The 16,816-nt window shown below is 62.9% G+C and carries 14 protein-coding genes; 11 read left to right on the top strand and 3 right to left on the bottom strand.

Translation table 11 applies throughout. From position 1 onward, the window contains the following. The first annotated feature begins 4 nt into the window (after window positions 1-4). From hemE to hemG, 3 genes are read left to right on the top strand one after another with little or no spacing between them, the layout of a single operon-like run. Complete coding sequence (gene hemE / locus RIN49_RS11695) at window positions 5-1,051, top strand: uroporphyrinogen decarboxylase (protein ID WP_309120354.1); 1,047 nt, start codon at window positions 5-7, stop codon at window positions 1,049-1,051. Between the two features lie 2 nt (window positions 1,052-1,053). Beyond that, complete coding sequence (hemH, locus tag RIN49_RS11700) at window positions 1,054-2,019, top strand: ferrochelatase (protein WP_309120355.1); 966 nt, start codon at window positions 1,054-1,056, stop codon at window positions 2,017-2,019. Beyond that, window positions 2,019-3,488: a protoporphyrinogen oxidase gene (gene hemG, locus RIN49_RS11705; RefSeq protein WP_309120356.1), complete on the top strand. Its 1,470-nt coding sequence runs from the start codon at window positions 2,019-2,021 to the stop codon at window positions 3,486-3,488. The genes hemH and hemG overlap by 1 nt, the downstream gene beginning before the upstream one ends. Here the strand turns inward: hemG and RIN49_RS11710 are convergent. Beyond that, the gene (locus RIN49_RS11710) at window positions 3,463-4,134 is read right to left on the bottom strand and encodes a Crp/Fnr family transcriptional regulator (RefSeq protein WP_309120357.1); all 672 of its coding nucleotides are present in this window, start codon (window positions 4,132-4,134) and stop codon (window positions 3,463-3,465) included. The genes hemG and RIN49_RS11710 overlap by 26 nt on opposite strands. A gap of 77 nt (window positions 4,135-4,211) precedes the next feature. Here RIN49_RS11710 and hemL point away from each other — a divergent pair, with 77 nt between their 5' ends. Together hemL and RIN49_RS11720 are read left to right on the top strand one after the other, a co-directional pair. After that, complete coding sequence (hemL, locus tag RIN49_RS11715; protein WP_309120358.1) at window positions 4,212-5,510, top strand: glutamate-1-semialdehyde 2,1-aminomutase; 1,299 nt, start codon at window positions 4,212-4,214, stop codon at window positions 5,508-5,510. A gap of 158 nt (window positions 5,511-5,668) precedes the next feature. Beyond that, a complete protein-coding gene (locus RIN49_RS11720; RefSeq protein WP_309120359.1) occupies window positions 5,669-6,766 on the top strand; it encodes a LysM peptidoglycan-binding domain-containing protein in 1,098 nt (365 codons plus the stop codon). A gap of 85 nt (window positions 6,767-6,851) precedes the next feature. On the opposite strand, the gene RIN49_RS11725 is transcribed toward RIN49_RS11720, so the two are convergent. Next, on the bottom strand, window positions 6,852-7,016 hold the full coding sequence (locus RIN49_RS11725) for a hypothetical protein (RefSeq protein WP_309120360.1): 165 nt from the start codon (window positions 7,014-7,016) through the stop codon (window positions 6,852-6,854). Between the two features lie 457 nt (window positions 7,017-7,473). Between RIN49_RS11725 and RIN49_RS11730 the strand changes: the two genes are divergently transcribed. The 4 genes from RIN49_RS11730 (at window position 7,474) to RIN49_RS11745 (ending at window position 14,459) form a co-directional block, all read left to right on the top strand. Continuing rightward, a complete protein-coding gene (locus tag RIN49_RS11730; protein WP_309120361.1) occupies window positions 7,474-10,149 on the top strand; it encodes a valine--tRNA ligase in 2,676 nt (891 codons plus the stop codon). Between the two features lie 6 nt (window positions 10,150-10,155). Next, window positions 10,156-11,499 carry a bifunctional folylpolyglutamate synthase/dihydrofolate synthase gene (locus tag RIN49_RS11735; RefSeq protein ID WP_309120362.1) on the top strand — a complete coding sequence of 448 codons (1,344 nt, stop codon included), beginning with the start codon at window positions 10,156-10,158 and terminating at the stop codon, window positions 11,497-11,499. 5 nt (window positions 11,500-11,504) lie between these two features. Then, window positions 11,505-12,893 (top strand): UDP-N-acetylmuramate--L-alanine ligase, encoded by a 1,389-nt coding sequence (gene murC / locus RIN49_RS11740; protein WP_309120363.1) that lies wholly within the window; start codon window positions 11,505-11,507, stop codon window positions 12,891-12,893. 87 nt (window positions 12,894-12,980) lie between these two features. Further along, on the top strand, window positions 12,981-14,459 hold the full coding sequence (locus RIN49_RS11745) for an SPOR domain-containing protein (protein ID WP_309120364.1): 1,479 nt from the start codon (window positions 12,981-12,983) through the stop codon (window positions 14,457-14,459). 60 nt (window positions 14,460-14,519) lie between these two features. Here RIN49_RS11745 and RIN49_RS11750 read toward each other — a convergent pair whose 3' ends face one another. Then, window positions 14,520-15,800, bottom strand: coding sequence for an N-acetylmuramoyl-L-alanine amidase (locus RIN49_RS11750; RefSeq protein WP_309120365.1), 1,281 nt, complete (start codon window positions 15,798-15,800; stop codon window positions 14,520-14,522). A 155-nt stretch (window positions 15,801-15,955) separates the two neighbouring features. On the opposite strand from RIN49_RS11750, the gene RIN49_RS11755 reads away from it, so the two are divergent. Beyond that, window positions 15,956-16,198, top strand: coding sequence for a DUF4321 domain-containing protein (locus RIN49_RS11755; protein WP_309120366.1), 243 nt, complete (start codon window positions 15,956-15,958; stop codon window positions 16,196-16,198). A 19-nt stretch (window positions 16,199-16,217) separates the two neighbouring features. Further along, window positions 16,218-16,814, top strand: a complete 597-nt coding sequence (locus tag RIN49_RS11760; RefSeq protein WP_309120367.1) for a Maf family protein — start codon at window positions 16,218-16,220, stop codon at window positions 16,812-16,814. Window positions 16,815-16,816: the final 2 nt, after the last annotated feature.

Consider the following 16,816-nt stretch of genomic DNA (forward strand, 5'->3'; position numbering starts at 1 on the left):
TCCGATGAGCGCATATAACGATTTGTTCCTGCGGGCGTGCCGCGGGGAGACGACGGAGCGGGTTCCGGTCTGGTACATGCGCCAGGCGGGACGGTACGATCCGGAATATCGGAAAATCAAAGAGAAGTACTCCTTGCTGGAAATTTGCGAGCAGCCGGAGCTGGCGGCGGAAGTAACGTTGATGCCCGTCAAGAAGCTCGGCGTCGACGCGGCCATTCTGTACTCGGACATCATGAACCCGGTCGCTTCGATCGGCATCGACTTCGACATCGTCAAAAACATCGGGCCGGTCATCCATAACCCGGTGCGCACTCGCGCGGACGTCGAGGCGCTCCGGCCGATCGACGTCGAAGGCGACTTATCCCATATTCTGAAGACGATTCGGATTTTGGATCGGGAGCTGAAGGTGCCGCTCATCACGTTCGCGGGGTCGCCCTTCACGATCGCGAGCTACTTGATCGAAGGTCGGCCGTCGAAGAGCTATATTTTAACGAAAACGATGATGTACAACGAGCCCGACGTCTGGCACGCGCTCATGAACAAGCTCGGCGATATGATCGTCGCCTACGTGCGTGCGCAGTTCGAGAACGGCTCGAAGGCGGTCCAGCTGTTCGACAGCTGGGTCGGGGCGCTCTCGCCGCGCGACTTCCGCGCGTACGTGCTGCCGGTCATCGAACGCATCTTCCGCGAGCTGTCGGACATCCCGCACCCGAAAATTTACTTCCCGGGCGTCGCGTCCGGCGAGCTGCTGCCGCTGCTCGGCGGCGTCGAAGCCGATGTGATCGGTCTCGATTGGCGCGTGTCCGTCCGCGAAGGGCGCCGTCGCCTCGGCGATCGGTTCGCCGTGCAGGGCAATCTGGACCCGTACGTGCTGACGGCGTCGCAAGACGTCATCGAAGCGCAGGCGGCGGCGATTCTGGACGAAGGGATGGAAGCGCCGGGGTATATTTTCAACTTGGGCCACGGCCTGTTCCCGGAAGCGTCTCTCGAGAAGCTGAAGTCGTTAACCGATTTCGTTCATCGGTATTCCGAACGACAAAGGAGCATCTGACTATGGAAGACCAACGCAAGTACGGATCGGACGCGATCGGCGTGCTCGTCATGTCCTACGGCACGCCGGAAAGCTTGGACCAAGTCGAGGCGTATTACACGCACATTCGCCGAGGCAAGCCGCCTACGGCGGAGCAGCTGGACGACTTGGTACGCCGCTACGAGAAAATCGTGGGCGGCTTCTTCCCGCTCCGCCGCAACACGGACCGCCAAGTGGAGGCGCTGCAGGCGACGTTGGATCGGGAGTATCCGGATTTGAAATTCGTGTGCTATCAAGGGTTGAAGCATGCGGCTCCGTTCATCGAGGACGGCGTTCGCGCCATGGCGGCCGACGGCATCGCGCGGGCGGTCGGCGTCGTGCTGGCGCCGCATTATTCCACGATGAGCGTGGGCGGATACGTGAAGCGCGCGCAAGCGGCCGCCGAGGAAGCCGGCGTCGCGATGTCGTTCGTGGAGAGCTATCATCTTCACCCGAAGCTGATCGAGGCGATCGCGGATCGCGTCCGGCGGGCGCTGAAGAAGTTCACGGAGGTAGACCCCGAAGAGGTGAAGGTGCTGTTCACGGCGCACAGCCTGCCGGAGCGCATTTTGCAGATGAACGATCCGTATCCGGAGCAGCTGCTCGAGACGTCCCGCGCGGTCGCGGAACGGACGGGCGTGACGGATTGGCAGTTCGCTTGGCAGAGCGCCGGCCAGACCGGCGAGAAGTGGCTCGGTCCGGACGTATTGGAAGAGCTGGAGCGGCTTCATTCGGAGGAGGGCGTCGATTACGCGCTCGTCTGTCCGATCGGCTTCGTCTCCGACCATCTGGAAGTACTGTACGACCTCGATATCGAAGCGCAAGCGCTCGCCGGAAAGCTCGGTCTCCACCTGGAACGTACGGAGATGCTGAATACGGAGCCGCTCTACATGGAGACGCTCGCCGACGTCGTTCGCGGGAAGGTCGCCGGAGCGGGAGTCGGGTCGTAATGGAGAACGAGCGAGGGAAGGCGGATCCGCATCTCGTCGTCATCGGCGGCGGGATTACGGGTCTAACGACGGCGTTCTATGCGATCCGGCAAGCGAAAGCCGAAGGGGTCAGGCTCAAGGTGACGTTGATCGAGGGGAGCGAACGGCTCGGCGGGAAAATTCGAACGATGCGGCGGGACGGCTTCGTGATCGAACGAGGACCGGATTCGTTCCTCGCCCGCAAGCGCCCGATCATCGACCTATCCCGCGAGCTCGGCCTCGCGGAGGAGCTCGTCACGCTGAACCCGGCGACGAAGAAGACATACATCCTGCGCGGCGGCAAGCTGCACCGCATCCCGCCAGGCCTCGTGCTCGGCGTGCCCACGGAGTGGAAACCATTCATTACGAGCGGCTTGATCGGTATATCCGGCAAGCTGCGCGCGGCGCTCGACTGGGTGCTGCCCGCGGCGCAGGGCGACGCGGACGAATCGCTCGGCGGATTTCTCCGCCGGCGGCTCGGCGACCAAGTCGTAGACTTCGTAGCTGAACCGCTGCTCTCCGGCATCTATGCCGGCGACGCGGACAAGCTCAGTCTGCTCGCGACGTTCCCGCAGTTCCGCGCGGCGGAGCGCAAGTACCGCAGCCTCATGATCGGGCTCGGCCGCGGCGCCGGCGCGACGCGCAGCGGGGCCGCCGGCGAGGACCATATCCCGCCGCACGCCCGCGGCAGCGCGTTCCTCAGCTACCGCCGCGGCTTGTCCGCGCTCGTCGAGCGGCTGGCGGAGACGCTGCAGGCGGAAGGCGCCGTGCTGCTGACCGGCGAGCCCGTGCGCGCCGTGACGCCGGAGCGCGGCGGCGGCGCCGTCGTTACGCTGGCGAACGGGGACGCGCTGCTCGCGGACGCCGTCGCGGTCACGACGCCGGTCTCGGCGCTCGGGGAGCTGCTCCAAGGCGTGCCGGAGGCGTCCTTGTTCCGCGACATGGCGTACGCGTCGGTCGCCAACGTCGTGCTCGGGTACCGCCGGGACGCGATCCGGGTGCCGCTCGACGGCGCCGGCTTCGTCATTCCGCGCACGGAAGGGCGCTTCATTACGGCCTGCACGTGGACGTCTGAGAAGTGGCTTCACACGGCGCCGCGGGAGAACGTTCTCATCCGGTGTTACGTCGGGCGCATCGACGACGAGCGATGGCGGACGATGGACGATGCGGCGCTCGGCGCCGCGGTGAAGCGGGAGGTGGCCGAGCTGATCGGCATCGACGTCGAGCCGGAGTTTCTCGACATCACCCGCCTCGAGAAGTCGATGCCGCAATACGAGGTCGGCCACTTGGACAAGGTGCGGGCGCTGCGCGACGCCCTCATGAAGAAAGCCCCCGGCGTGTTCGCGGCGGGGGCTGGATTCGAAGGCGTCGGATTGCCCGACTGCATCCATCAAGGCAAGCAAGCGGCGGAGCAGGCGTTCGCGTTCACGCGCCGCCGGAGCGAAGCTTAGACAAGTCGAGCGAGAAGCCATGCGGCGTGGCGTTGAGAATGTGGATGCGTTCGAGATCGCGAATGACCTCCATCAGCACCGACTTCGTCACGCCGGCCATCCTCGCCAGCTCGTCGTAGTTCAAGGCGATACGGATTTGAATCGTGTTGCCGCTTCGAACGCCGTTCCGGTTGGCGAAGATGATCAGGTTCTTCAGCACGCGCGTGCGAGCGTCGACGAACGTCAGGTCGTATACGTGATCGTTCGTCTCCCGGATGCGGCGGCACAGCTCTTGCATAATCGTGAGCGACATGTCGGGAAGCGATCGGAGCAGATGGATAAAGTCGCTGCCCCGGAGCGTGAGGAACATGCTGTCTTCGAGCACCTGCGCGCTCGCCGAACGCGGCTTGCCGTCGATCAAAGACAACTCGCCGAAGTTGTCGCCCGCTTGAAAGACGGATAAGATTTTCTCCTCGCCGACCGAATTCGACGTGAACACCTTGACCGAACCGGATACAATGATATAAAAGACGTCTCCCGGCTCCTTCTCGCGGAACAACACCGTCCCGGCCTTGAAGCCCTTGCGGCTGCAAATTTCGGAGAGGCGCGTCAGCTGATCGTCGGAGAGATGTTTGAACAGCGGCACTTGGTGCAAAAGAGATAACATGGGAAATGCTCCTCTGGTTTAGAAAGTCGGTATTATTTTACCATAGGCGGTTCAGGAAAGGATAGGAGGATTTCGGCATGAACGGTCAATCCAGAAGTACGTCCCGGTCGCAGGCGGCGTTCGAAGCGGCGAAGCGAATCATCCCGGGCGGGGTCAATTCCCCGGTTCGCGCGTTCCGATCGGTCGGCGGCGCGCCGTTCTTCGTCGATCGAGGCGAAGGTTCGCGCATCTACGACATCGACGGCAACGAATACATCGATTACGTCGGTTCCTGGGGGCCGCTGATCTTGGGACACGCCCACCCCGAGGTGCTCGCGGCGATTCGCGAGGCGGCGGAGCGCGGGACGAGCTTCGGCGCGCCGACGGAGCGCGAGACGGCCATGGCCGAGCTCGTCTGCGAACGGATGCCTTCCGTCGAGGTCGTGCGCATGGTCAACTCCGGAACGGAGGCTACGATGAGCGCGCTGCGACTCGCCCGCGGCTACACGAACCGTTCGAAGATCGTGAAGTTCGAAGGCAGCTACCACGGCCATGCCGACGCGCTGCTCATCAAGGCCGGCTCCGGCGTCGCCACGCTCGGTCTGCCGGACAGCCCGGGAGTGCCGGCCGGCGTGGCGGAGCATACGATCACCGTGCCGTATAACGACGCGGCGTCGCTGCGGCTCGCCTTCGAGAAGTACGGCGAACAGATCGCGGCCGTCATCATCGAGCCGATCGGCGGCAACATGGGCGTCGTACCGCCGCTGCCGGGCTTTCTGGAGGAGATCCGCTCCATGACGACGCAGTATGGGGCGCTGCTCATTTTCGACGAGGTCATGACGGGCTTCCGCGTGCATCTGAACTCGGCACAGGGGCTGTACGGCATTACGCCGGACTTGACGTGCATGGGGAAGGTCATCGGCGGCGGCCTGCCGGTCGGCGCATACGGCGGTCGCCGCGACATTATGGAGAGGATCGCGCCGAGCGGTCCGATCTATCAAGCGGGGACGCTGTCGGGCAATCCGCTGGCGATGGCGGCCGGACTGACGACGCTGCGGCTGTTGGGGCGGCCGGGCGTCTACGAGGAGCTGGAACGGAAGTCGGCGCGTCTCGAGGAAGGTCTCGCGCGCAACGCCCGCGAGCTCGGCATCCCGAGCACGATCAATCGCGTCGGCTCGATGGTATGTCCGTTCTTCACGGACGCGAAGGTCGTCGATTACGAGACGGCGAAGACGTCGGATCTCGAGCGGTTCGCCCGCGTGTTCGGCCGACTGCTCGACCGCGGCGTCAGCATCGCGCCGTCGCAGTTCGAAGGCATGTTCGTGTCGCTGGCGCATTCGGACGAAGACATCGAACGTACGATCGAAGCGCATTACGAGGCTTTGAAACAAGAATAGCGATACGAAGGCGGCAACCGGCGGAGCTCCCGCCGGTTTTTTTTGTATGACTGAGCCGCCGGTCCGGCATTGTCGGGATTTCTTCTTTTTTCAGGCATGACGGCATCGCTTGGCCCATATACATAGTGATGAGTCATTTTGCGAAGGGAGGAAACATCTTGTCCCAACAGGCATCCGGATTGCGGTTCGACATTTACGAACGCGTTCATCTTCCTGACAATACGATCGGCGTGAAGGAAATCAACGGCATCGAGCTGACGCCGGAAATCAGTGTTGTCGCGCAAGGAGAACAAGCGGTATTGAAGGGGTATTTGGTGTTGTCGGGTACATACGCGGGAGAGGGCGAGACGCGGAACGAGGAGGAGCGGCTGACGCATCGCATCCCGGTGGAAATCACGCTGCCGCTCAGCCGAGTGGAGAACGTGAACGCCATCCGGGTCGAGATCGAAAATTTCGACGTGGACTTGTTATCCCCGAGAAGCCTTAACGTGACCGGCGTTCTGTCGCTCGGCGGCATCGAGACGGCGAGCCCGCCCGAGCCCGCTTGGCGCGAAGAAGAGGAGGTCGTCTTTACGCACCGCGTGGAGCCGAGCCCGCCGGCACCAACGTCTGCGCCTGAGCCTGCGCCTTCTATGGCGGCCGCGGCGGAAGCGCCCGAGCCCGAGCCGATCCCGCTTTCGGCGCCGAACGAGGCGGCGGTCTCCGCGGCGAACGAGCCCGAAGCGGCGTCCCTGGAACCGAACGAGCCGCAGGCCGAAGCGCCGGCGACGATCTCGGCCGCGGAGAACGCCGAGCCGAACGAGGAGCCCAAGGCCGTAGAGGCAATGGAAGCCGTACAAGAGCTCGAAGAGGCGCCCGCGCCCGAGAAGCAGGAGATTAAGATCGCCTTCTCCGGCAAGTCGCCCGAGAGCGCTCAAGCGCCGATCGGCGTGAACGCGATCATGTCGATGGCCGGCGCGGGAGCGGCCCAAGCGGCCCAAACGACCGAAGCGGAGAAGCGGCAAGAACCACCACCGCAGTCGGGCGCGGCGGCCGAAACCGCCGAGGGCAAGGACCGCCTCGAGTGGAAGAAGCTGTTCCTGCAGTCGAACGCCGACGTGCCGTCGTTCCGCAAGGTGCGCATGTGCATCGCCCAGAAGGAAGACACGATCGAGACGATCGCGGATCGGTACCAGAAGAACGTCCGCGAGCTGATGCTGTATAACCGCATCAACGACCAATATTTGCAAGAAGGGCAGATCGTCTACATTCCGTAGGCGAACCGAAACGAAGCCCCTCGCCATCGCGCTCGTTCGAGCCGGCGGCGGGGGGCTTCGTTTCGTTTTCCAAAGTTCGTAAGGATCAATAAAAGTTAAGCAGGAAGCCCAGGTACGCCAGGAAAAACAAGAATAAAATGAAGACATCGAGCGGGTTCGGCAAAATGAGCGTTCGCACGAACTGGATGCAAATCAGCGGCAGCATGACCGACTTCACGCCGTAACGCACCTTCCACCACCAACGAGGCACGGGCGTCCCCCCTTTCCTTCGCGCGCGGCGAGCGCTCCTCGCGATTTGACTCCGGCTTGATTAGCGGGTATCATATGGAATATATGAGCAATTCCCGAAGAAGATGACATGAACCGAATGACTTGGAACGGGAGGAGTACGCAGTCAGCCCCCTTCAGAGAGCGGAGCCGGCATTCGCTGGAAGGTTCCGCAGGGATCCGCGCGCTGCCGAAGTCGCCCCGGAGTCGCTTGCATGACGCCGATATACGGCAAGTGCCGGCCGGTCCCCGACCGTTATCGCGGGCAGAGCGCCGTGCCGGCGCGTACGCACATACGGACTTTCGCGTCCGGATGGGCTGCGACAGGCGCGGAATTAAGGTGGTACCACGGAAGCGAACCTTTCGTCCTTGAGAAATCAGGGGCGGAAGGTTTTTTTATTTCGACGCGGGAAGGGTACGATTCAAGGAGGAGTTTACGGATGAGCGAAACGACGAATCAAGGCATGCCGACGACGTACGATCCGAAGACGGCGGAGAGCAAATGGTACGATCGATGGATCGAGAGAGGATACTTCGAAGCGGGGAAACGGCCGGATGCGAAGCCGTATACGATCGTCATTCCGCCGCCGAACGTGACGGGCGTCCTGCATATCGGGCACGCGCTCGACTTCTCGCTGCAAGACATCCTCGTGCGCGCGAAGCGGATGCAAGGCTATGACGCGTTGTGGCTGCCGGGCACCGACCATGCGGGCATCGCGACGCAGGCGAAGGTCGAGGCGAAGCTGCGCGAGGAAGGCGTCACTCGGTACGACCTCGGGCGGGAGAAGTTCCTCGAGGAAGTTTGGAAGTGGAAGGAGCAGTCCGCGAAGACGATCCGTTATCAATGGAGCAAGATGGGGTTGTCGCTGGACTACTCCCGCGAGCGGTTCACGCTGGACGAAGGCTTGTCGAACGCGGTGCGGGAAGTGTTCGTCCGCCTGTACGAGAAGGGACTCATCTACCGCGGCAAGAAAATCATCAACTGGGATCCGGCGGCGCGGACGGCGTTGTCGGATATCGAGGTCGAGTATAAGGAAGTGCAAGGCGGCCTCTATCATTTGCAGTACCCCCTGAAGGACGGCTCCGGGCATCTGACGGTCGCGACGACGCGTCCGGAGACGATGCTCGGCGATACGGCGGTGGCGGTGCATCCGGAGGACGAACGCTACAAGCACCTCATCGGCAAGACGCTCGTGCTGCCGATTCTCGGTCGGGAAATTCCGATCGTCGGCGACGAATACGTCGAGAAGGAGTTCGGCAGCGGCGCGGTCAAAATTACGCCGGCGCACGACCCGAACGACTTCGAGGTCGGTCTGCGTCACGATCTGCCGCAAATTCTCGTCATGGACGAATCCGGCAAGATGAACGCGAACGCAGGCAAGTACAACGGCATGGACCGTTTCGAATGCCGGAAGGCCATCGTCGCGGACATGAAGGAGCTCGGCGTGCTGCTGCGGGTCGAAGAGCATACGCATCAGGTCGGTCACAGCGAGCGCTCCGGCGCCGTCGTCGAGCCGTATTTGTCCACGCAGTGGTTCGTGCGGATGCAGCCGCTCGCGGAGCGCGCCATCGCGCAGCAGAAGTCGGGCGAAGGCGTCAACTTCGTGCCGGACCGCTTCGAGAAGACGTATTTGAATTGGATCGAAAATATTCGCGACTGGTGCATCTCCCGCCAGCTCTGGTGGGGACACCGCATTCCGGCCTGGTACTGCAAAGACTGCGGCGAGCCGACGGTCGCATCGCACGATCCGTCCGCGTGCTCTCATTGCGGCGGAACGAAGCTCGAGCAGGACAACGACGTGCTCGACACGTGGTTTTCCTCGGGACTCTGGCCGTTCTCGACGCTCGGTTGGCCGGAGAAGGACGCGCCGGATTTCAAGAAATATTACCCGACGGACGTGCTCGTGACGGGGTACGACATTATCTTTTTCTGGGTCGCCCGAATGATCTTTACCGCGCTCGAATTCACCGATCGGAACCCGTTCAAGGACGTGCTCATTCACGGGCTCGTGCGCGACGCGGAGGGCCGGAAGATGTCCAAGTCGCTCGGCAACGGCGTGGATCCGCTCGAGGTCATCGACCAATACGGCGCCGACGCGATGCGGTATATGCTGTCGACCGGCATTACGCCGGGGCAAGACTTGCGCTTCCGCTTCGAGCGCGTGGAGCAGGCCCGCAACTTCGCGAATAAGATCTGGAACGCGTCGCGCTTCGCGCTGATGAACTTAGAGGGCTTCGAGGCGAAGGAGCTCGACGAAGCGACGATCGCGAAGCTGTCCACGGCGGACCGGTGGATTCTTCATCGCTTGAACGAAGCCGCGGCGAACGTGACGCGACTCCTCGACGCCTATGAATTCGGCGAGACGGGCCGCGCGCTGTACGATTTCATCTGGGACGATCTGTGCGATTGGTACATCGAGTTCGCGAAGCTGTCGCTGTACGGCGGCGACGCGGAATCGAAAGCCCGCACGCAGACGGTGCTCGCGTACGTGCTCGATCGGACGCTGCGGCTGCTGCACCCGTTCATGCCGTATATTACCGAGGAAATCTGGTCGCATCTACCGCGCGGGGCGGAGGCCGGCGAGACGATCACGCTCGCCGCATGGCCCGAGCCGGACGCGAAGTGGGAAGCCCCGTCGCAAGTCGCCGAGATGGAGCTGCTCATGGCGATGATCCGCTCGATCCGCAACGTGCGCGCCGAGGTGAACGTGCCGCCGAGCAAGAAGATCGAGATGATCGTCAAGCCTGCGACGGAAGAGACGCAACGCATCTTGGAGGCGAACCGCCATTACGTCGAGCGGTTCTGCAACACGTCGTCTTTAACGATCGCGATAGAGGCGCAAGCTCCGGAGAAGGCGATGAGCGCGATCGTGACGGGCGCGGAGATGTTCCTGCCGCTCGCGGGCCTGATCGACATCGAGCAAGAGGTCGCGCGGCTCGAGAAAGAGCTGAAGACCTTGCATGCGGAAGTCGAGCGCGTCGAGAAGAAGCTTGCCAATCCGGGCTTCGTCGCGAAGGCGCCGGCGTCCGTCATCGAGGAAGAGAAGGCGAAGATGAACGACTACGCGGACAAACGCGAGAAGGTGCTCGCGCGAATCGCCGAGTTGAAGGGGTAATCGGCGATGTTCGATAGCTACGGTCAAGCGTTGGAATGGATCACGAAGCTAATGCCGTTGCACGGCATGAAGCCGGGGCTCGAGCGGATGGAGGCGCTGCTCGAGCGCCTGGAGTCGCCGCATCGCCGGCTGAAATTCATCCATGTGGCGGGAACGAACGGCAAGGGCTCGACTTGCGCGTTCCTCGCCGCGGCGCTGCAAAGCGCAGGATACGAGGTGGGGACGTTCACGTCGCCTTATCTCGAGAAATATACGAACCGCATTCAAGTGAACGGCGAAGACATTCCGGAAGCGTCGGTGCTTTCCATCGCGAATCGGATCAAGCCGCTCGCCGACGAGCTGGAGCCGCTGCACGGCGCGCTCAGCATGTTCGAGCTCAGCACGGCGATCGCCATCGTGTACTTCGCGACGGAAGCGTACCCGGACCTCGTCGTATGGGAGACGGGCATGGGCGGACGGCTCGATTCGACGAACGTCGTCGCGCCGCTCGTGTCCGTCATTACGAATGTCGGGCTCGATCACACCGACGTGCTGGGGGAGACGATTCCGGACATCGCGCGGGAGAAGGCGGGCATCATCAAGCCGGGCGTGCCGGTCGTCTCGACCGCTATGAACGAGGAAGCGGCGGCGGTCGTCCGAGAGACGGCGGCGGCTCGGAAGGCGACGCTGTACGAGGTCGGGAAGCAGTTCCGATACGAAACGCGCGAGGTGCAGGAGGGGCGGCAGACGTTCGACTTCGAAGGCCCGTTCCGGGCGCTGCCGAACGTCGCGATTACGATGGACGGCCTGCATCAGCAGGCGAACGCGGCGCTCGCCCTCATGACGCTGGAGGTGCTCCGCCAGTACTACGCGATCATCGTCGACGACGAGGACCTGTATGCGGCGTTCGCCCGAACGGCCTGGAAGGGGCGCCTCGAGATGGTATCGCGCGAGCCGCGCATCCTGTTGGACGGGGCGCATAACCCGGACGGAGCGAAGACGCTGGCGGACACGCTGCGGTCCGTCTATACGTATCGCAAGATCGTATTTGTGCTCGGGATGCTCCGGAACAAGAATCATCCGGAATATTTACGGCATATACTACCTATTGTGGATACACTGATTGTAACGGAACCGGATTTTTTCAAGAAAATGCCCGCCGTCGAGCTCGCGGAGACGGCTGCGGCGTGGCGCGACGCGTCCGGCGCGGCGCTCTCCGTCACGGCGGAGCCGGACTGGAAGGCGGCGCTTGACCGCGCCGTGCGGGAAGCCGGACCGGAAGATTTGATCGTGGTATCGGGCTCGTTGTATTTTTTGTCGGATGCCCGCTCCCGGGTTTTGAATTTGCCGAACAGCGAAAAAGGTTGGTGAGACACATGAGTACATCCGAGCAGCATGTGCATTTCATCGGGATCGGCGGGTACGGGATGAGCGCCATCGCCAGAGTCATGCTGGAAATGGGCTATCGCGTGTCGGGTTCCGACGTCGCGGAGCAGGAATTGACGGAGAAGCTGGCGCAGAAGGGCGCGAAGGTGTTCATCGGCCACGAGGCCGGGCATGTGCAAGGCGCGGATCTCGTCGTGTACTCTACGGCGCTGTCCAAGGACAACGTGGAGAGGGTCGCCGCGGAATCGCTTAACATTCCCGTCATTCACCGCTCGCAGATGCTCGCGCGGCTCCTGAACGCGAAGAAGGGCGTCGCGGTCGCCGGCGCGCATGGCAAGACCACGACGTCGTCGATGATCGCGCTCGTCATGGAGAGCACCGGCGTCGATCCGACCTACATCATCGGCGGGGAAATCATGAACGTCGGCAGCAACGCGAAGGCGGGCAAGGGCGATTTCGTCGTCGCGGAAGCGGACGAGAGCGACGGATCGTTCCTTCAATATTATCCGACGCTCGCGGTGGTCACCAACATCGAAGCGGACCATCTGGAAAACTATGACGGCGACTTCGCCAAGCTGAAAGCCGCTTACGCGCGCTTCCTCAGCCAAGTGAAGGAAGGCGGGAAGGCGGTCGTCTGTCTGGACGATCCCGAACTCGCGGGCCTGTTGCCCGACGTGTCGGCGGAGCTCGTTACGTACGGAACGCACCCGGACGCGGAATTCCGGGCGACGGACATCTCGCTCGGGGACCGGAAGGCGGAGTTTACGGTGCTGCGCCGCGGAACGGCGCTCGGCCGCGTCACGCTCAGCGTGCCCGGTCATCATAACGTGCTGAACGCGCTGGCGACGCTCATCGTCTGTCTCGAGGCGGGCGTGCCGTTCGCGGAAGCGGCGGCGGCGCTGACCGAATTCAGCGGAGCGAAGCGGCGGTTCCAGGTGCTCGGCGACGTGAACGACGTGCTCGTCATCGACGATTACGCGCATCACCCGACGGAGATCGTGGCGACGATCGCCGCGGCGAAGGCGACCGGCAAGCGGATCGTGGCCGTATTCCAGCCGCAGCGGTATACGCGGACGTTTTATTTGCTCGACGCGTTCAGCCGTTCGTTCGGCGAAGCCGACGAGGTCATTATCGTCGACATCTATTCGCCGGCCGGCGAACAGCGGATCGAAGGGATTTCGGCGGCGCGCCTGACGGAGCTCATCCGGGAAAACTCCAACGCGAACGTAACGCATATTTCGACGAAGGAGCAGGTGCTCGAGCATTTGGAGCGTACCGTCGCGCCGGGCGATCTCGTGCTGACGATGGGCGCGGGCGACATCTGGAAAGTCGCGAAGGAGCTTTCCGCCACGCTGCGGAAAAGGGCCGAAGCGAAATAATTTCGCGTTCTCGTTCGAAGAAAAGCTCATAATCTCGCTCCCTCTATCATATGTTGGTAGGGAGAATGGACAAGGGAGCGAGACGTTATGAGTAAAGCGAGAATGACTTTTCGTTTTGAAAATACGCGGCGCGCGGCGGCGGGACAAGCCGGCGAAGCGCCGATCGATCGGCATCGGGAGCTCGTCGCGTCGGAGACGAACGTCGCGGAAGAGCCGGAGAAGGATGCGGAGAACGGAACGGCGCGGGAGGCGAAGGAGCCGCCTTCCAACGTCATTCCGCTTCGTCATTACGAGTTCCAGGTATCCGATGAACCGGTCGTGCTCGAAGAGCGGCCGAAGCCGTCTTCGACGCCTCCGGCGCGGCGGATCGACGCCGAGTATCCGTACGATTACGGCGCTTGGAACGATACGTCGAGCGCGGAGGCGGACGAGCTGGAGCGGCTCATCCGGGAGACCGACGCGTACGAGCCGGAGCCCGCGTCGGAGCGCCCTCGCGGGCGCTCCGGGGAGCGGGGCCGCGCGGCCCCGCCGCGGTACTCGCCCGAGGAAGCGCGGAGGTTGTACGAGCGCCTCTCGCGAGACGAGGAGGAGGAGGTCGACGGGGAAGCGGGCTATTGGCCCGGCGTCTCCGAGCCGCCGCCTCGCGCCGCAAGGGCGTCCGCGGCGCGCCGCCGGCCCCAAGACGGTCCGGCGTGGTGGAAGGTCGCGGCTTCGGTCGTCGGGGCGATCGCGACGGGAGTGTTGTTCGGTTCGTTCGTCTTGAACTTCTTCGTCGGCGATCCGCCTTCGTCCGCGCTCCCGGGCGTCGGCGAATCCGGCGCCGCCCAGGAGGAAGGCGCGGACGCTCCGGCGGACGGCGACCCTACCGGGGGGACGGGCGGGAGCGAGGCGCCGACTGCGGGCGACGCCGGCGCCGTCGCCGAGATGGCGACCGCCGATGTCCAACTGCCGGAGCGCCGCATGTTCCTGCTGCAGAACGGCAAGTTCGAGACGCTCGAGGCGGCCCGCACGCTTGCCGCGGATATGAAGAGCAAGGGGCTTGCCGCGACGATCGAAGAAGGCGACGGATTTTTCGTTTACGCCGGCGTCTCGTCCAATCGGGACTCGGCGCTTCGGGCGGGCGTGAAGCTGCAGGCGCAGGGCGTCGAAGTGTACGTAAAGCCCTATGAGCTGCCGAAGGTCGCGCAGGTGCGCTGGGCCGACGGTTCGGCCGAAGCGCTGGGCGACTACGTGACTAAGGGAAGCGACATGGTGCGCATCATCGGCGACTTGACGATGGTGCACCTCGAAGGCGACGAGCCGGTCGCACCCGAGAAGGCTACGCTGGAGAAGCTCCAAACGGAGCATCTGGCGTTGTCGAAGCTGTCTCCGGCGGCTTCGGCAGGATTGCCGGCGGATGCGCAGCCGATGCTGAAGCGGATGGACGACGCCGTGCGGAACGCGATCGTCGCCGTCGAGGAATACGCGGCGCATCCGGATCACGCGTATCTGTGGAGCGCGCAGAGCGCGTTGATGGATTACGTGATCGCCGAGAAGCAGCTGCTGATGACGATCGCGACGATGTAAGCGGCTTGAGCGGATAAAGAAGGGGCTGTCCCTAAGGACAGCCCCTTCTTTATCCTCTGCTTATTGTTCGAGATGGCCGCGCGTCAGCTGGCGGTCGACCATCGTCGCCATCTCGGCCCGCGTCACGTTCCGGTCGGGGCCGTACAATCGCTCGGCGACTCCGTTGACGATGCCGAGGCTGCTGAGGCGCATGATGGACGAATACGCCCAGTTTTTCGAGGTGACGTCCTTGAACGAGGAGCTCGGGTTTCCGCCGGTTTGCGACGCGCCAATCAGTCGATCGAGCACGACGGCGACCTCCGCGCGGGACACCGGCGCATCCGGCCGGATCGTTCCGTCCGGGTAGCCGCGGAGGATGCCGCTCTCCACCGCTTCTTTCATGACGGCGTACGACCAATGCCAATCCGGCAGGTCGCCGAACGAGGGCGTCTCTTCCGGAACCGCCGGCGATGCGGACGCGTCTTCTTCGTCGTAGACCGCTTCGGTCACCGTGTCCGAACCGTCGAACTCGGCCAGCGTCACCTCGGATTTCGCTCCGGCGAATCCGAACGCGCGCTCCGCGAACGCCATCAGTTCGGCGCGGGTCAGCGGCTGATCCGGGTTGAATTTTCCGTTATAGCCGTCGGCGATGCCTTGTCCGTTCAGGCGGATGATCGAATCCTTCGCCCAATGCTTGCCGATGTCGCTGAACGTCGGCGGCAAGAACTTCACAATGCCGTTCGCGATGCCCGTCGCGTATTTCGCCCGGATGGAGGACGAAGCCAGCAGCTTGGCGTCCTGCGCGTTAGAGAGGAACGCCGTCTCGACGAGCACGCTCGGGATGTTGCCCATGCGCACGACGTAAGCGGAGCTCTGCAGCAGGCCGCGGTCCGTGTTCGGCACCTGCTCGAGCACGGACGACTGGACGAGCTGCGCGAGGTGGCGGCTCTGGGGGCTTAACGCCTTCATTTCGTCGCTGGCGGGATAATCCGGGTTCGGCTTCGCGGCGTCGTGATAGAGCACCATCGTGCCGCGGACGTCCTTGGACGGGTGCGCGTTCGCGTGAACCGAGACGAACAGATCGGCGTCGGCGGCGCGGGCGATCTCTACGCGCGCTTGCAGCGACAGCGTCTTGTCCGCGTTTCGCGTCATGACGACCTCGTACCCTTTTTCTATCAATATGTCTCTCAATCGGTAGGCGATTTCGTTATTGACCGATTTTTCGTATAATCCGTTAATACCGACGGCGCCGGGATCGCTTCCCCCATGGCCGGGATCGACGACGACTTTGGCGGCCTGTCCTATGTACGGAGAGGCGAAGAGGCTGGCGGCGACCGCGACAGCGGCTATGAATCTTTTCAAGTAAAATCCCTCCTGCCAATTATTTTAATAGGTTAAGTATCGATTGTAATCAGGTAAGATGTACTATTTATCTCGATACTTCGTCGCTTTTTGTTCTCTCGCGCCGCCGGATCGCGATATAATAGACGCTATAGAGACGGAAGGTTCGGTGACGCATGAAGAAGAACAACCTCACCTTGATCGTGTTTTTGGTCGTCGGTTTGTTGACCGGCACGATTTTGGCTCAGCTGCTCGCGGACGTGCCGTGGCTGTCGTTCCTGACGAAGTCCGCGGAGATTCGCTGGGAGCCGAAGGCCGATTTGCAAGTTGTTCGATACGACATGAAATTCGCGGTTACACTAAATTTGGCGAGCATTCTCGGATTGGCCGGCGCGTTTTGGATTTATCGAAAAGTATAAGGAGAGGCGGGACGAATCGATGACGGAACGGAAAACGTTGATCTTGGCCTCCTCCTCGCCGAGACGGCAGGAATTGATCCGGCTGCTCGGCTATCCGGTGGAGGTCGTGCCGAGCGACGCCGACGAAAGCGTCGAAGACGGGTGGACGCCGGCGAAAATCGTGGAGGAGCTGTCGCTGCGCAAGGCGTTGGTCGTGCTGGAGCGTCTTCCCGAAGGGGCGGGCGGCATCGTCGTCGGCTCGGATACGATCGTCGTATCCGGCGGACGCGTGTTGGGGAAGCCTCGCGACGAAGAGGACGCGGCGGACATGCTGAGATCGTTGCAAGGACGGCCGCATGAAGTATACAGCGGGTTGGCGCTGGTGAATGCGGCGACGGGCGGCCGGTCCGTGGCGCATCGGATGACGCGCGTCTGGATGAAGCCGATGGACGAGCGGCGCATCCGGAATTATATCGCTACCGGCGAGCCGAGCGACAAGGCGGGAGCGTACGCCATCCAAGGCTACGGCGCTTCGCTCGTCGAGCGGATGGACGGAGACTATTTTACGGTCGTAGGCTTGCCGGTGTCGCTTGCGGCGGATTTGTTGGAGCGCGACTTCGGGTGGCGCGTATTGTAAGG

The sequence above is a fragment of the Paenibacillus sp. genome (assembly GCF_031177825.1).
Lineage (GTDB): Bacteria > Bacillota > Bacilli > Paenibacillales > YIM-B00363 > Paenibacillus_AE.